This window comes from Polaribacter sp. Z022 (genome assembly GCF_023555495.1).
Lineage (GTDB): Bacteria > Bacteroidota > Bacteroidia > Flavobacteriales > Flavobacteriaceae > Polaribacter.
This window is the reverse complement of the sequence record NZ_JALCZO010000002.1, coordinates 161,959-179,497: the sequence shown is the minus strand read 5'-3', so window position 1 is coordinate 179,497 and position 17,539 is coordinate 161,959. Positions and strand designations below refer to the sequence as shown.

The 17,539-nt window shown below is 29.6% G+C and carries 8 protein-coding genes; 6 read left to right on the top strand and 2 right to left on the bottom strand.

What is annotated here, in order from left to right:
• Positions 1-171: 171 nt before the first annotated feature.
• Complete coding sequence (locus MPF13_RS04560; RefSeq protein ID WP_249981146.1) at positions 172-3,306, top strand: hypothetical protein; 3,135 nt, start codon at positions 172-174, stop codon at positions 3,304-3,306.
• Positions 3,307-3,316: 10 nt separating this feature from the next.
• A complete protein-coding gene (locus MPF13_RS04555; protein WP_249981145.1) occupies positions 3,317-3,961 on the top strand; it encodes a T9SS type A sorting domain-containing protein in 645 nt (214 codons plus the stop codon).
• A gap of 3 nt (positions 3,962-3,964) precedes the next feature.
• Here MPF13_RS04555 and MPF13_RS04550 read toward each other — a convergent pair whose 3' ends face one another.
• Positions 3,965-5,014, bottom strand: coding sequence for a hypothetical protein (locus MPF13_RS04550; protein ID WP_249981144.1), 1,050 nt, complete (start codon positions 5,012-5,014; stop codon positions 3,965-3,967).
• 154 nt (positions 5,015-5,168) lie between these two features.
• Entirely contained in the window at positions 5,169-6,509 is a 1,341-nt protein-coding gene (locus tag MPF13_RS04545) for a coiled-coil domain-containing protein (protein WP_249981143.1), read from the bottom strand.
• Between the two features lie 203 nt (positions 6,510-6,712).
• On the opposite strand from MPF13_RS04545, the gene MPF13_RS04540 reads away from it, so the two are divergent.
• The 4 genes from MPF13_RS04540 (at position 6,713) to MPF13_RS04525 (ending at position 17,410) form a co-directional block, all read left to right on the top strand.
• Complete coding sequence (locus MPF13_RS04540; protein ID WP_249981142.1) at positions 6,713-12,259, top strand: FIDD domain-containing protein; 5,547 nt, start codon at positions 6,713-6,715, stop codon at positions 12,257-12,259.
• Between the two features lie 106 nt (positions 12,260-12,365).
• On the top strand, positions 12,366-13,994 hold the full coding sequence (locus tag MPF13_RS04535) for an acyl-CoA carboxylase subunit beta (RefSeq protein ID WP_249981141.1): 1,629 nt from the start codon (positions 12,366-12,368) through the stop codon (positions 13,992-13,994).
• A 136-nt stretch (positions 13,995-14,130) separates the two neighbouring features.
• Entirely contained in the window at positions 14,131-16,224 is a 2,094-nt protein-coding gene (gene pta, locus MPF13_RS04530) for a phosphate acetyltransferase (protein ID WP_249981140.1), read from the top strand.
• 1 nt (position 16,225) lies between these two features.
• Positions 16,226-17,410, top strand: a complete 1,185-nt coding sequence (locus MPF13_RS04525; protein ID WP_249981139.1) for an acetate/propionate family kinase — start codon at positions 16,226-16,228, stop codon at positions 17,408-17,410.
• The last annotated feature ends 129 nt before the right edge of the window (positions 17,411-17,539 follow it).

Here is a 17,539-nt window from a genome sequence, read left to right as displayed (position 1 = left end):
TCAAAATTATATTTTGTTACATTAAAAATATAAATTTAATGAATCTTAGTTAAAGAAAAGTGTTCGCTAAAATATTTCTCTTCAATTTACCAATAGATACAAATTCTAAACAGACAAACACCTTTTTTATATAATTTGAATTTATTTTTGATGTAACTATACACTAAACTTATGCATAAGAATCTCAAAAGATGTAAATTTTATACATTTTTAATTTTACTTTTTATAAATGGAATTTTAAATTCTCAAGAAATAGTTGATCCAAAACAATCAAAAGGAAACTTAATTACAAATTCTTTTTATTACGGATTTGAAGCTGATGGAACAACAAGTAAATGGTTGACAAACCAAACAGAAAATTGGGAAAGTACTACTGATAAAAAATCGAAAGGAAGCAAGAGTTTAAAGTTTAGCAATGCAAATTCTGCAATTCAAAGTTTTGTAACTCCCTACACCATTTCTAAGGTAAATAATGCTATGAGAAATGGCGAATCTATTATCATTGCTAGTAGTTATGATGGTAGAGTTTTAGCTTTAGATTTTAACGGAAATATTCTTTGGGATGTAGGCTTAAAAGCAGGAAATAGTTCAGAAGATTCTCACGTTGGTAATAATGATATTTTTTGTTATGATTTAGATAATGATGGTAATGAAGAAATATTAGTAGCCAGTGCAGATGGTAAATTGTATTGTTTAGATTCTGCTGATGGTTCAAAAAAATGGGATACTTCTGCCATTACTCAAATTAGCGGAGTAACACCAATGTATGCTGTTTGTGTGGTTAAGAAAAACGGAACGCCATACATTGCTTGCGGAAATTTTGACAATAGCTTCTACTATTTAAATGCAAATGGTTCTTTTAACAAAGAAATTGTTTCTGATAATTATTCTAGCGCAAAAATTTTTGGTGATAAAACTTATGGTTTATTTCAAGCTAACAGACATATAGCTAATTTTTTAAGACCAATTCCTCAAGATGCAAATAATGATCATTTAGCAGTTTTAGCAACGAATAATAGTATGCAAGTTAAAGGTACTTTTTATCAATTTGAACCTTTAGAAAATTTACCAATTCAAATTTTTGGAGCCAACACAAATGAAGGTATTGAATTAAATACTGCAAAACCTGTAGGCTATATGAAATTGGTTACAAATCCATCAAACAATAAACCGTTAATTGTATTGGGTAATAGTGCACAAAGAAATGATTCTGGTACTTTTACCTTTAACCCAGATATTAATAACTACTCTTCTACATCAACTATAAATGGAGATGACATTCAAAAAGTGTTATTAGATTTAAAAAATAATGGTTACACTAATGTAAATGGTTATAGAGTTCCGCAAATTGAAGTTGTAGACACCAATGCTGGAAAAGTATTCATAACGCTATTTGGTTCTGATATTCTAATTCAAAATTCAACGCTTACTTCTCACAGAAGAATTCAATCTAACTTTTCTTTTAACGGATTATGGAAAGATACTTCTTCTGGAAAAATATTGTTAGCTGGAGCTCAATCTGGAGGTAGTGCTGTTCATGTTATCAATACTATGGATTCTAATTGGGAAACCGAATATCAAAATTTAGTTCCTCCTGGAAAAATAACAACTTTATTAGCAAATGTATCGAACATAAAAAGCAAATTGAATGGTTTTACAAGACCGAGTTATGAAGTTCCTTCAACACCAAATAATGTATATTTTGCCACAGGTTTAAAAAAGAATACAAGCGCAAGTGTGCAAACTATCATTTCGAATTTTGAAGCCATTGATCCTACAAACGGACCAAAGGTTTTAGAAAATGTATTCAATCAAAAATATAGAAATTGGGATAGAGCTTCAGATATTTCTAGTGTAGAATATCAAAATAAAAGAGATGGTAGATTTACGTATTTAGACTGTAATGAGCCTGATATTACTAATTGTAGTCAAGATTATCAAAATGTATCACTTTTAAGAATAGATGCTTTAAATAGAAATGCAAATGGTGTTTCTTTTTGGGGCGGTCATGGTAATGACCCTGCTCCTTTTGAGCGTTCTATTCTAGAAGAAATAATGAATACAAATTTGACCAAAAAGAAAATTTTTATTTATCCTGAAATTGAATCTAGAGGAGCAGAATTTGCAAGTTTTTTAAACGATTATATGTTTAAAATATCAGATTATATCAAAACAAACAACACCAACACCAATATGCATTTAAGAAACAAACACGTTTTTTGGCAAGGTGCAGTGCATACTTCTGAATGGAGCAGATTATTATCAGGAGAATTTGCAGATGTTTTTGTACCAACTATGGAAGAAACTCAAGACAAATCTATGGAGTTAAGTATTTCTGGAAGAATGGGTGTTTGGATGAGTGGCTCTGTAAATCAATGGGGTTCTAGAAGTGTGCCTGATAATGCTTCTTACGATAGATTACGTCAGTTTTCGCATTCAAGAACAGCCAATCATTATTTAAGACATACTATTTATTCTCTTGCAAATGGAGCAACTCATTTAAATAATTTTGAGACTTTAGAAACAGAATGGATGCAAATGGTTTTAGAAATGGTTGCAAAAGGAGTTATTTATGTACCAAAAAGGAATCAATTATTAAGTATTTCTCCTGTTCATTTAAGTATGATAAATCCTGATGAACGTTATATTAACAAATCATCTTCAGTTAAGTTTTTAACGGGTTTTAATAAAAGTGCTGGTGAAGAAAAATTTGTTTTCGGAAGAATGAGTGGTTCTTTTCCTGGAGCACAAAATACCCCCTATGATTTTTCTAGTTATGCTGCAGGTGTAAACGATAGAAGGTTGAATTTTATTCCACCATATAAAAACGGAATGGTTTTAATTACACCAACAGGAACCTCAGCTTTTAGAAATTCTATGGTGAGTTATATGCATCCTTTTTACAATGGTAAATTAAAAGAATACTTTACAGATGGAACAAAATATTATTCTGATGCGAATCAAACTAGTTCATTTGATCCAGACAGTAGTTATTATCAAACCATAAAAACAGATATTGAAAACAGTGCCAATTTATTACCTATTAAAGTTTCTGGTGATGTTGCTTGGGTAGTTTGTCAAACAGATAAAAGACATTTACGTTTGACTTTGGTTGATTCTGGTTACATAAATCCAAAAGGAGGAACTGCTAAAGTTACTATCAACTCTGGTGAAATTAGTGTTAGTTCTATAAAAGATATTTTAAATCCTTCAGATAATTATGCTACTTCTGGTACTATTGATATTGAAGTTCCTTTGGGTGGATTTAAGTTTATTGACATTACTTTAAATAATGACTATTACTAAAAAATTGAAAATGAAAAAATACATACACATCCTCATTTTAGTGTTCGGAATTACAACTTGTTTTGCTCAAACCGAATATGCGATAACATCAAATTCTGGAACACCAAGTTCTAGATATAATTTAGAAGCTAACAAAAATTATAGTATTCACTTAAGTGTTTTTATTGATGGCAACTCATCTCTCAAAGGTTTTAAAACTACATTTGATGATTTGCATGAATTAACTTGGGATTTAACAAAATTTGAAAAAAACAAATGGATAGAACTAAAACATAACTTTACTACAACTTCTCAAATGGTTGAACCTACTTTAAAAATTGATATGATAAATGAGGGTGCAACTGGCTTTGGAAATGGCATTTTTTATGTTGATGACATCAGAATCTATGATACATCTAGTTTATCTTTAGAAGATTTAGAAGCAAGAGTTCAGATATTACCAAACCCTGTTAAAAACCATTTAATTATAAAAAACATAAGCAACAACTCTAAAGTTAATATTTACAATGTATTAGGATCTTCATTTTTTGCAAAATTAAATTCTACAGGAAATGATTCTTATACTATTAATATGAGTAATTTACCTAAAGGAGTTTATTTTTTAAGGATAAAAGAGGATGATAAAATCTTAACAAAAAAAATATTAAAGCAGTAAAACCTATTTTAATTTTGATCTAAAATCTGCCATTAATATTGGCTTTTTTGCTAATTCATCTAATACTCTTGGTACTTGATTGTGTAATAATTGAATAATTCTGTGTGGAGCAAATACATATTTTTGTTTAATAACATCACTCCATTTTTGCATAGTTTGTTTAGAGAAAAAACCTCCTTCTTTAAATGTATCTCCAGAAAAAACCTCATCTATTTTAAGAGAAAACGCATAAGATTCTAAAGGAATTTCTTTTTTTGCTATACCTGCTAAAATTGCATGTGTTATTTCATTTTCATCTTTTGCAAATACATTATGAAAGGGTCCTAAATCTATTCTTTTAATATATTTAGGTTCTATTTTTGGTAACTTTCTATCTATAGAATATGCCATGGTATCTAATGCCATATCTCTATCTGCTGTTTCTTTTAATACTTTATAAATCCCTTCTTTTTCATCTAAAATTCGAGTTCCATCATAATTAAAATACATATAACAAATGTAGGGTCTGTTTGTACTTACATCATAAAAACTCCAACTTGTCATTAAATCTGCATGACTATTTTTTGGTGTTTCTACAATTTTACCTTGCACAAATTTGTTAAAAATATATCTTTGATTTACAGAGTTGTAATATACAATTGAAGCTGCTTGAAAAAGTTTATCTCTTTTAATAGGCTGCCTTGTTTTTAATAATGTATTTAAAAACTCTTTTTGTAAAGTTTCTTTACCTGTAAGTTTTTCTACATATTCATTTTTTAATTCTAAGTCATTATACAAATACCTAAACTCTAAATAGTTTGGAAAACCAGAATCTGTTAAATCTACCTTCATATTATCTTCTTCATCATACATATATTTAATACGCATTGCTTCTATAGAATATAATAATAAGTCTGAATATTGTTTGAAAATTAATAATTCTTGATGACTGCAAAGTTGCTCTTGCTGAACACTTACAATAAGTTCTTTTAACACAAAATCTACCATTTTATGATAAAAAACATATTGCTCTTTAGAGTTTAATATTGCAGAGTCTAAAGGTGTTGTAATCATTTTTTAATTGAGATAATCTTTTAGCTTTAATTGAATAGCTTTGGCAAGTAAGCTTGCGTTAAGGATTGAAATGGCATCCTTTTTTGAGGAACGAAAAAAAGATATAATGAAAAGCCTGACCCCGATTTTTCATCGGGGAAACGCCCTTATTATTTTAAGACAACAAATCGTCGTTAGAAGTATCTGCTTTTGGTTTTTCTGCTGGTGCATCATCTCCTTTTGGAGCATTTGCATCTGCTTTGTAATAGTCTTCAAAAATCTCTTTCATATCTATACCATACCTATCTGCAAAGTTTTTTTGAATATCTACATCTTTTTTACGAATTTCATGTAAAGCTTCTGCATACGTACTATACACACCTTTCATTACTTTTTCATGCACAGGAATATTGTCCATCATTTCTTGACGAGCTCTTGCACTTGCAGAATGCATAGATGCTAAAGTTTCTCCAATATGTTCATCTGTTTTTACTCCTAAATGTTCTAATATAGCAGCAAACTCTTGGTCTGTTCTTGCTTTTAATGCCACAACATAACCATCATAATACTTCAATCTTTCTTCAGTATCTGACTTTAATTTTGCTCTGTGCGTTTGTAAATTAGAACGTAAAGATGTTAATACTTTAATTGTTAAATTGTGCTTGTGCACAAAACTATCTTTACTGGCAGCTAGTGTTGTGTACGCGTTTTTAAGGCCTTCTAACTCCTCTACTTTTTGTTCTATAGCAGTCATTTTACCTATTGCTTCTGAATATGCTGTAGATTGTTTGTCTGCAATTTCATCTAATTCTTGACGAGATTGTTTTAATAAAGCATATTGCTCTTCTAATTTATCTTCTACTTCTTTTTTCTTTTCTAAAGCTTTGGTATGATTTTTAGAAGCTTCTACAATAGAGTCTTTTAATTTTTCTTCTACTTCTTTAATTTCTACTTCTCTATTTTTAAGACGTGTTACTGCTGCTTGAGATTTGTATGAAAGCTCGCTTAATAAAGTTTGAATATCTGCACTTTCTATACGTTCTTGAAACATTGCTTTTGCTTTATTATCTGCACCAGCTCTTACTTTTTCTGCTTCTTTAAACTCTGCTTGTTCTCTTTTTATTTTAGATTTTCTTCCCCAAAGATTATTCCACCAAGTGTCTGGTTTGTTTTCTGCATCTTCTAACTCTATTCTAGCTCTTTCTAAAGCTTTTTGTGCATCATCTATAACTTTTTGCTCTGTTGCATTTAAAGAAGAAAATTTTTCGAACATTATACCAACTTCATCTTGGTAATCTGTTAAGTCTTTAATTGCATCTAAAAGCGTAGTTCTATCTTTTTCTGCCATGTGCACAACATCATCTAATGTTGCGTTTAAAATTTTTTGGCGAGATTCTGGATCATCTTCTTGTGCTAATTTAGACTTCATAGTGTCTATAGCTTTCCCCCAGTTTACATCTACTTTTTCAGTTTTTTCGTTAGAACTAGTTTCTAGTAAATCAAAATCATCAGACATAGTTATTTTGTTTTTTTATAGTTGAACAATTTTTTAGACAAGCAATTTCGTTAAAAAAAATTAAATAAAACAAAATCGCATCTAAATATATGTAGTAATTAAACCTTATTTGTTACAAGAAGTCTAATAAATTTAAAACTTATATGAATATTCAGCGTTATTCTTGTTATTTTTAACAAATAATTTCCTTTTTGAAGTACTCTATGTTTAAATATAAATTTTCTTATATAATTTTAGCTTTAATTAGCTTTGTTTTTATTAAAAATGCAAATGCTCAACTGAGTAAAAAACATTTTATTCCTCCACTAACATATGCTGAAACTGGAAATGCAAATCCAGAAAATCAATATTTTTATATTTCTACACCAAGTACCCAAAATGTAAGTTTTACAATTAAACAAATAGGACAAACTGGCAATGATATAACTGGCATTGTTTCTAGTAATTCTCCTCAAGAAATACAAATAGGAAATGGAGATACACAACTTTTTGTAGATTCCAGAGTAACTAGTGTTGTTCATTCTGACAAAGGATATATTATTGAAGCTGATGATGTTATTTACGTTTCTATAAGAGTACTAGCAGGTGGAGGTGCCCAAGCAGGAGCATTAGTAAGCAAAGGTTCTTCTGCATTAGGAACAACCTTTAGAGCAGGTATGTTTACTAATGAAAATCCACAAACAAATTATTTAAACTTTATTTCTGTGATGGCTACAGAAGATAATACTTCTGTAAATTTTGACGATTTACCTACTGGAATTTTAATTAAAAACTATACTGGATCTATACCTATAAATAACATTCTTTTAAACGAAGGAGAAAGTTATGTTGTTGCTACTAATGCAGCAGAAAACACTATTAATAGAGATGGTTTAATTGGTACTTTAATAACATCTGACAAACCTGTTGTGGTAAATGCTGGTTCTGCAAATGGTAGTTTTCATAATGGTGGTGGTAGAGATTATGGAATAGATCAAATTGTTGGTATTGATAAATTAATTATTAAAGGACAAACTGGTAATGATTATATTTTTGTAAAAGGTGATGGTTCTAATGGTTGGGAAAACGTTTTAATAGTTGCTCATGAAGATGATACTTCTATACGTATTAACGGAAACACAAATTTAGCTACAACTCTAGATGCTGGTGAATATTATTTAATTGAAGGAGCTAGTTTTAATAGTAATGGAAATCTATTTGTACAAACCTCAAAACCCGCTTTTGCTTATCAAGGAATTGGAGCAAATAATAGTGAAGCTAATCAAGGATTGTTTTTTGTACCTCCTTTAAGTTGCGAAAACAGAGGAAAAGTAGACAACATACCTACAATAGAAAACATTGGATCTGTTACTTTTACTGGAGGAATAACAATAGTTACAAATAAAAACGCAACTGTAAATATTAACAACCAACCTATAGCAAACTTTTCTACTTCTGGCCCTTTTAATGTTGATGGAAATACAGATTACGTTACTTATAAAGTAACTAATTTAACAGGTGATATTTCTATAGACAGTAGTGGAGAGTTATATTGTGCTTACTTTAACCAAAATGGTGCAGCTTCTTCTGGTAGTTTTTATTCAGGATTTCCTTCTTCTCCAGAAATTAATTTCGATGCTAGTGTAACTACGCTCGGAAATTGTATTCCTAATGTAACATTAAAAGCTGCAAACACAGAACTATTTGATGAGTTTGAATGGTTTTTTGATGATGAATCTGGTGCTGGATTTGTTTCTACTGGAGACAAAAGTGCAACTTATACACCAACTGTTCCTGGAAGATATCAATTAGTTGGATTGATAATTTGTTCTGGGTCTACTTTTAAATCTATAGAAGTACCTGTTAGCATTTGTCCAGATGATTTTGATGGTGATTTAATTATAGACAATTTAGATGATGATTTAGACAACGATGGTATTTTAAATTGTGATGAATCTATAGGTAATACAAGTGTAAACATTTTAGATATCAACAATCCATCTATTACTTTTAAAGATGGTTCTACAAATACAACTATTACTTCTAGCATTTACACTAAAACAGAAGCTTCTAACTCTTTTACAGGTGATGTAAATGGTAATTTTCAATCTATCATTAATCCTGCATCAGATACTAAATTAGAGTATAAATTAAATTTTACCCAAAACATTAATTTTAAACTTACTCAAAATAAATCTTCTAATCACACAATAATAGATGATGAATTTTTCATTTTAAAAATTGGTCCTAATAATAAAAATGTTACACTAACTGACCCTGATGATCAAATTCTTGTAGACACAAATTTTGATGGAATTTTTGAAACTGGAGTAACTTATTTATCTGCTTCAGAAATCCATTTTAAATACGCAGCAAATACAACTGGTACTGCAAGCTCTTTTGAGTTTGTTTCAAATCAAGTTAATCAAATCGATTTTAAACATCAATCTACAGGTATCACTACAGCTTCCACTTTTAATGGAAATATTTCTCTAACATGTTTTTCTAGAGATTCTGATGGTGATGGAATTGAAGATGCTTTTGACTTAGATTCTGACAATGATGGAATTCCTGATTTTTATGAAACTGCTAATGACACAGATAATGATGGGGTTTTAAATTATTTAGATATAGATGCAGACAATGATGGAATTTATGACATTGTTGAAGCAGGAAAAGGTAACTTAGATACAGATTTAGATGGTACTATTGACAATGCTATTGCAACTATTGGTATTAATGGTTTAGTTGATGTTTTAGAAGCTACACCAGATGATAAATCGTTATCTATTAATTATACAATTGTAGATTCTGACGCAGATGGAATTTTCAATTTTTTAGAACTAGACTCAGATAATGACAACTGTTTTGATGTTATTGAAGCTGGTTTTACTGGTAATGGTTCTGGTGTTTTAGCACCAAACCCTTTAGATGTAACTTTTTTAGGAAAAGTTATTAATTCAGACGGTTATACAAGCCCTCATATTAATTATACAATAAGTGCTCCAATTAATATTAACACCCCTTTTATTGATGTTACTTTTTGTGAAAACTCAATTGAAACAATAACTATAGAATCTAATGCAGACGGATTTCAATGGCAAGTATCTACAGATAATATTACTTGGAATAACATCAACAATAATGCAATTTATAATGGAACTAACACAACAAGTTTACAACTAACAAATATCCCATTAACCTATAACAACTATCAATATAGAGTTGTATTATCTAAAAATGGCAACAGTTGTTCTGTAACCTCAAATGCCATAAAACTTACTGTTAATCCATTACCAATTCCTGTTGAAAATCCAACAGAATTAAAACAATGTGACTCTGATCCTGACAAACAAACTACCTTCAACTTAACTTTATCAGAAAGTAATATTTCTAACAACCCAAAAGACAAATTTCAGTATTTTGCTACTGAAGCAGAAGCTATTTCTGGTACACCACAAATTGCAGATAAAACAAGCTATTTTGTAGATACAACTGGTGAAGCTTGGGTTAGAATCATTTCTGAATTTGGATGTCATTCTATTACCAAAATTAACTTAACTGTTAGTTACACACCTAATGAACCTTATGAAGAAACGTTTATAGAATGTGATGACTTTTTAGATATAGATGGTAATGATACAGCAGCAAACTCTGATACAGATGGAATTACTTTTTTTGATTTTAGCAAAGCTCCTGCTCTAATTTCTACTGATACAGATATTAAAATTGAATTTTACGAAACAGAATTAGACAGAACACAATCTATAAATGAAGTTCAAGAAACTCAAAGTATAGCTCAATATAGAAACAAAAACATTCCAAATACATCAGGAAATAGATTTCCAATTTATTATAAACTAAAAAGTAAATCTAACAACGATTGTGAAGGATTGGGTCAAATTTATTTGCAAATAAACACAATACCAACTGCAAACACTCCAGATAATTTTGAACTTTGTGACGATGCTTTGTCTGGAAACACCACAGATGGAAAAAACGTAAATATTAATTTACGTTCTAGAGTTAATGACATCCTTGGAGCTACACAATCAGAAACCAATTTTAATGTAACATTTCACTCAACTGCAATTGGTGCTAATACAAATTCAGACATTATTTTTAACGATACAAACTATACAAACGAAGTTCCTGCTGGTTTTGTTACAGGAAATATTAGTTCACAAACAATTTATGTAAGAGTTCAAAACAAAAACTCTAACTGTTTTAATGATCATATTTCATTTAATATAAATGTAAACCCAATTCCTGTTGTTTCAACAACTATTACACCTTTAGCAGTTTGTGATAACGATATTACACCAAGAAATAGAATTACAAGTAATATCGATTTAACTTCTAAAACAGACGAAATTTTAAACGGAAGAACAAATCATAGAGTTGCATATTATGCTACTCAAATAGATGCTGAAAATGGAAATGAAATAATAGATCCAACTAATTTTCAAAACATTTCTAGCGAAACCACTTTTCCTACAAACTTTAATACAGATGACCCTGGAAATGAAACCATCTTTTTTAAAATATTTGATTTAGGTGGCAATATGTGTGAATCTATTTTTGCTACATTTCAATTATTAATATATCCAGAACCTAATATTCCTATAAATATTTCAGACTATTCTGATTGCGACAATAAAACAGATAGTTTTTCTAATGATGCAAATGGTATTAATGGAGATATTACTTTAAAAAATAAAATACCAGAAATTCTTGCCAATTATCAACCTTCAGAATATGGCGATTTTTCGATAACTTTTTACAACTCACTTGCACATGCACAATTAGGTAATTTGGCTAATGCTTTAGATGAAAACAAGTTTGAAAACACAAGCAACAATCAAACAATTTATGTACGTGTAGAAAACACAAAAAATACCCCTGTAGCTTGTGTTCATACAGGATTATCTTTTAAAATAAATATAGTTCCCTTACCTAATTTTATTGTTATGGGAGAAGAAAATATAGATACTCCTCAAATAGTTTGTTTAAATGATACACCTCTTAATTTAAAAGCAGAAAATCCTGCTGCAAATTATCATTACACTTGGACAAATGAAACAGGAAACCTATTAGGTACTGATAATAATTTAGATGTTTCTGAAGCTGGAAAATATACTGTTACTGCAACAGATCAATTTCCAAATGGTTGTGCTAGAAGTAGAACAATAGTAGTAGAAGAATCTAACAGTGCTACTTTAAGTAATAGTTTTATTACAATTATTGATGAAAGTAATAACATAGGCAGTCAAGATAAAATTTCTGTAAGTATAGATACATTAAGTAATAATTTAGGTCCTGGAAATTATCAGTTTGCTATCAGAAATGATGACAATGGAACTAGAATACCATCCATTGGTTTTCAAGACCAACCCCTTTTCGAAAACTTAGAAGGAGGTATTTATACTATTATTGTAAACGATAAAAATGGTTGTTCTCCAGATGCTACTTTACAAATTTCTGTAATACAATTTCCAAAATTCTTTACTCCTAATGGAGATGGAAGTAATGATACTTGGGTTATTAAAGGAGCAAATAAAACTTTTTACCCAAACAGTAGTATTAACATTTTTAATCGATTTGGAAAATTAGTTGCTCAAGTTCCTATTGATAGTCAAGGTTGGGATGGATCTTATAATGGAAAAACACTTCCTTCAGATGATTATTGGTTTAACATTCAACTAATTCCTGCAGATACAAGTAAATCCCCTATCAACAAAAAAGGTCATTTTTCTTTATTAAGAAGATAAAAATATTTTTAACAACTTAAGCTGAGACATTTATCTCAGCTTTTTTTTTATCATTTTATTCAGAAGAATATTTCTTAATTTAGCACAAACTAAGAAACCAATTCCAATGGATTTAAACTTCAATAAAAACGAAGATTATAACAAATTATTAGCTTCAGATTTACGTAAAAGATTCGCCAAAGTAAAATTAGGTGGAGGTCAAAAAAGAATTGATAAGCTTCACTCTAAAGGTAAAATGACTGCTAGAGAAAGAGTAGATTATCTTTTAGATAAAAATGCTAAATCTATAGAAATTGGTGCTTTTGCAGGTGAAGATATGTATGCAGAACATGGAGGATGCCCTTCTGGAGGAGTTGTTGTAAAAATTGGTTTTATAAAAGGAAAACAATGTATTGTAGTTGCTAATGATGCCACTGTAAAAGCAGGTGCTTGGTTTCCTATTACAGGAAAAAAGAATTTACGTGCTCAAGAAATATCAATAGAAAATAAATTACCTATAATTTATTTAGTAGATTCTGCAGGGGTATATCTGCCAATGCAGGATGAAATTTTTCCAGACAAAGAACATTTTGGTCGAATTTTTAGAAATAATGCTGTAATGAGTAGTATGGGAATTACTCAAATTTCTGCAGTTATGGGTAGTTGTGTTGCTGGTGGAGCGTATTTACCAATTATGAGTGATGAAGCTTTAATTGTAGATAAAACTGCAAGTATTTTTCTTGCAGGAAGTTATTTGGTTAAAGCTGCTATTGGAGAGAGTATAGATAATGAAACTTTGGGAGGAGCAACTACGCACTGTGAAATTTCGGGAGTTACAGACTATAAAGCAAAAGATGATAAAGACGCTTTAGATAAAATTAAATTTATTGTTGATAAAATTGGAGATTATGATAAGGCTGGTTTTAGTAAAACAGAAGCTTTTTCTCCAAAAGAAAACCAAGAAGATATTTTTGGTATTCTACCAAAAGAAAGAAACGCACAATATGATATGTTAGAAATCATAAAACGTTTGGTAGATAAATCTGAATTTGAACAATACAAAGAAGGTTATGGACAAACCATAATTACAGGTTATGCAAGAATTGATGGTTGGGCAGTTGGTATAGTTGCAAATCAACGAAAGTTGGTAAAAACAAAAAAAGGAGAAATGCAATTTGGTGGAGTTATTTACAATGATTCTGCAGACAAAGCTACTCGTTTTATAGCCAATTGTAATCAGAAAAAAATCCCATTAGTTTTCTTACAAGATGTAACAGGTTTTATGGTTGGTAGTAAATCTGAACATGGAGGTATCATTAAAGATGGTGCAAAAATGGTAAATGCAGTTAGTAACTCTGTTGTGCCTAAATTTACTATTGTTATTGGTAATTCTTATGGAGCAGGAAACTATGCAATGTGTGGTAAAGCTTATGATCCTAGATTAATTGTTGCATGGCCAAGTGCTGAACTAGCTGTTATGAGTGGTAATTCTGCAGCAAAAGTGCTATTACAAATAGAAAAAGCTTCTTTAATGAAAAAAGGAGAAGAAATTACTCCAGAAAAAGAAGCAGAATTATTTGATAAAATAAAATCAAGATATGATAATCAAATCTCTCCTTATTATGCAGCTGCAAGAATTTGGACAGATGCTATTATAAATCCATTAGAAACTAGAGATTGGATTTCTATGGGTATTGAAGCCGCAAATCATGCCCCAATAAACAAACAATTTAATATGGGAATTTTGCAGGTTTAACACCTTTACAATATTTTTATTAAATTTTCTATAACAAAATTACCTTTTTAGCTTAAAATTTATCTCATTTTAATGACTATTATCATAATTAATCATTTCTTTGCAATGTATTTTTGCCAAATAATTAATTAAAAAAATGAGTAAAGCTATTTATATTGCCGCAATTGAATCTGATAGTGGTAAATCTTTGGTTTCATTAGGTCTTTTAAGAATGATGTTAACCAAATCTTCAAAAGTAGGATATTTTAGACCTATTATAAATGATGTTATAGACAGTAAGATTGATGATCATACAAATACTGCTATTAATTTTTTTAACTTAGACATTAACTACAACGATTGCTTTGCTTATAAACAAAGTGAAGTTGTAGAACTTTTAAGTGAAGGAAAAGCAGATGATGTTATTCATAATGTTATAAAAAAATACAAAAAACTAGAAGCTAATTACGATTACGTTTTAGTAGAAGGTACAGATTTTTCTGGTGAAAACAATTTCACAGAATTAGACATCAATTTAATGATTGCCAAAAACCTTGGTATACCAGCATTAATTGTAGGTTCTGGAAATGGTAAGAAAAAGAAAGATTTTATAAACACTATGCAATTAACTTATAATTCTTTTATTCAAAAAGAAGTTGATGTAATAGGTGTTATTGCTAATAAAATTGAGGCTGATGAAATAGAATTCATCCAAAAGAATTTACAAAAAAGTTTCCCTAAAAAACTACAAATAGACATTATTCCAAAAGTAGATTTCTTAGCTTACCCAACAGTTAAAGAAGTTGTACAAGCTTTAGAAGGTAGAGTATTATTTGGAGAACAGTTTTTAGACAATGCAATTGGTAGCTACAGTACTGGTGCAATGCAATTACGTAATTATTTAACCAGAATTAAAGAAAATGCTTTAGTGGTAACTCCTGGTGATAGAGCAGATTTAATCTTAGGAGCTTTACAAGCAAACGCATCAACTAATTATCCTAAAATTTCAGGAATAATTTTAACTGGTTCTTTACTTCCTGAAGAATCAATTACTAAATTAATTGAAGGTGTACAATCTACAGTACCTATTATTTCTGTTGATGGAGGAACTTTTGCAATTTCAAATAAAATTGGAAATGTAAAATCTAAAATTTACGCAACTCATAATAAAAAGATATTATTATCTTTAGATACTTTTGATAAATATGTGAATGCAGAAGGATTAACAAATACATTAACGTCTTATCAATCAGACAAGTTAACTCCTAGTATGTTTCAATACAACTTGTTACAAAAAGCAAGAGCAAATAAAAAGCATATTGTTTTACCAGAGGGAGATGATGAAAGAATTATTAAAGCTGCAGCTCGTTTACAATTATTAGATATTGTAGATTTAACTTTATTAGGAGATCGTAACAAAATTCAATTAAAATGTGATCAAATTGGCTTACAAATTGATTTAGATAAAATAAACATTTTAGATCCTCAAGATTCAATTCATAATGATGATTTTGCCAATACTTTATATGAAGCTCGTAAACATAAAGGAATGACAGAAATTGCTGCTCAAGATTTAGTAGCTGATGTTTCTTACTATGGAACTTTAATGATTATGAATGGTTTAGCAGATGGTATGGTTTCTGGTGCTGTACACACAACAATGCATACTATTAAACCTTCTTTACAATTAATTAAAACAAAACCTGGTGTTTCTGTAGTTTCTTCTGTATTCTTCATGTGTTTATCAGATAGAGTTTCTGTTATGGGAGATTGTGCTGTAAACCCTAACCCAAATGCAGAACAATTAGCTGAAATAGCCATTTCTTCTGCAGCTTCTGCTGAAGCATTTGGTATTGAAGCTAGAGTAGCAATGTTATCTTATTCTTCTGGAAGTTCAGGTAAAGGAGAAGAAGTAGAAAAAGTTAGAAAAGCAACAGAAATTGTTAAAGGAAAACAACCTAATTTAAAAATTGAAGGACCAATACAATATGATGCTGCTGTAGATATGTCTGTAGCAAGAACTAAAATGCCAGATTCTGAAGTTGCAGGACAAGCATCTGTATTAATTTTCCCAGATTTAAATACAGGAAACAATACTTACAAAGCAATACAAAGAGAAACAGGAGCTTTAGCAATTGGACCAATGTTACAAGGTTTAAATAAACCTGTAAATGATTTAAGTAGAGGTTGTACTGTAGAAGATATCTTTAACACAGTATTATTAACAGCAATACAAGCAAACCAAGAGTAATATGAATATTTTAGTTTTAAACGCTGGTTCTTCTTCATTAAAGTACCAACTTATAGAAATGCCTGCAAAAACAGTTAAATGTGTAGGTCTTGTAGAAAGAATTGGTATGGAAGATGCCATTTTTAATCACGAAAAAGGAGATGATGAATATTCTGAAGTTTTACCAATTTTAAATCATGAAATTGGTTTAAAAAAGATAGCAGAAACTTTATTAGACGCTAAATTAGGTGTTATAAAATCTGTTGATGAAATTGTTGCTGTAGGACACAGAGTTGTACATGGAGGAAGCAAATTTAGTAGTACAGTTGTGGTTACTGAAGAAGTTAAAGACAGTATTAGAGAATTATTCGATTTAGCTCCTTTACACAATCCTGCTAACTTAACAGGTATAGAAATTGCTGAAACAATATTTACATCTGCTAAACAAATTGCAATTTTTGACACAGCTTTTCATCAAACAATGCCAAAAGAAGCTTATCAATATGCTATAAATAATTCTTATTTAGACGAGCATAAAATTAGAGCCTATGGTTTTCATGGTACAAGTCATAAATTTGTTTCTGAAAAAGCAATTGAGTATTTAGGTGAAAAATCTAAAAACATTATTACAATCCACTTAGGTAATGGTTGTAGTATGTCTGCAATAAAAGACGGGAAAAGTATTGAAAATTCATTAGGTTTTGGACCTATGAATGGTTTAGTAATGGGAACTCGTTCTGGAGATATAGATCAATCTGTTATTTTCTATTTAATGAAAAAATTAAATAAAACTGCAGATGAAGTTTCAAATTTATTAAACAAAGAGTCTGGAATGAAAGGCTTAACAGGATTTTCTGATTTAAGAGAAATTTCTGAAAAAGCAGAAAGTGGTGATGAAAAATGTCAAAATGCATTAGAGTTAGCAGCTTATAGAATTAAAAAATATATTGGTTCTTACACTACAGCATTAAATGGTTTAGATGCAATTGTTTTTACTGCTGGTATTGGAGAAAACTCTGCTTTAATGAGACAAATGTCTTGTGAAAACATGGACTTTTTTGGTATTGAATTAGATGATGCTAAAAATGCTATTCGTTCTAAAGAAATTAGAGAAATTCAAAAAGAAACTGGAAAAACAAAAATTTTAATTATTCCTACAAACGAAGAAATTGAAATAGCAAAACAATCTTACAATCTATTAAAATAGATTTTGTTTTATAAATTAAAAAGACCTTTAAGTACAGAAACTTAAAGGTCTTTTTTTTTGATTCTATTTTAGTAAAAAACCCTAATCAAAAAATTGTAAAAAAACATTCAAACTCTTACATTTGTAGGC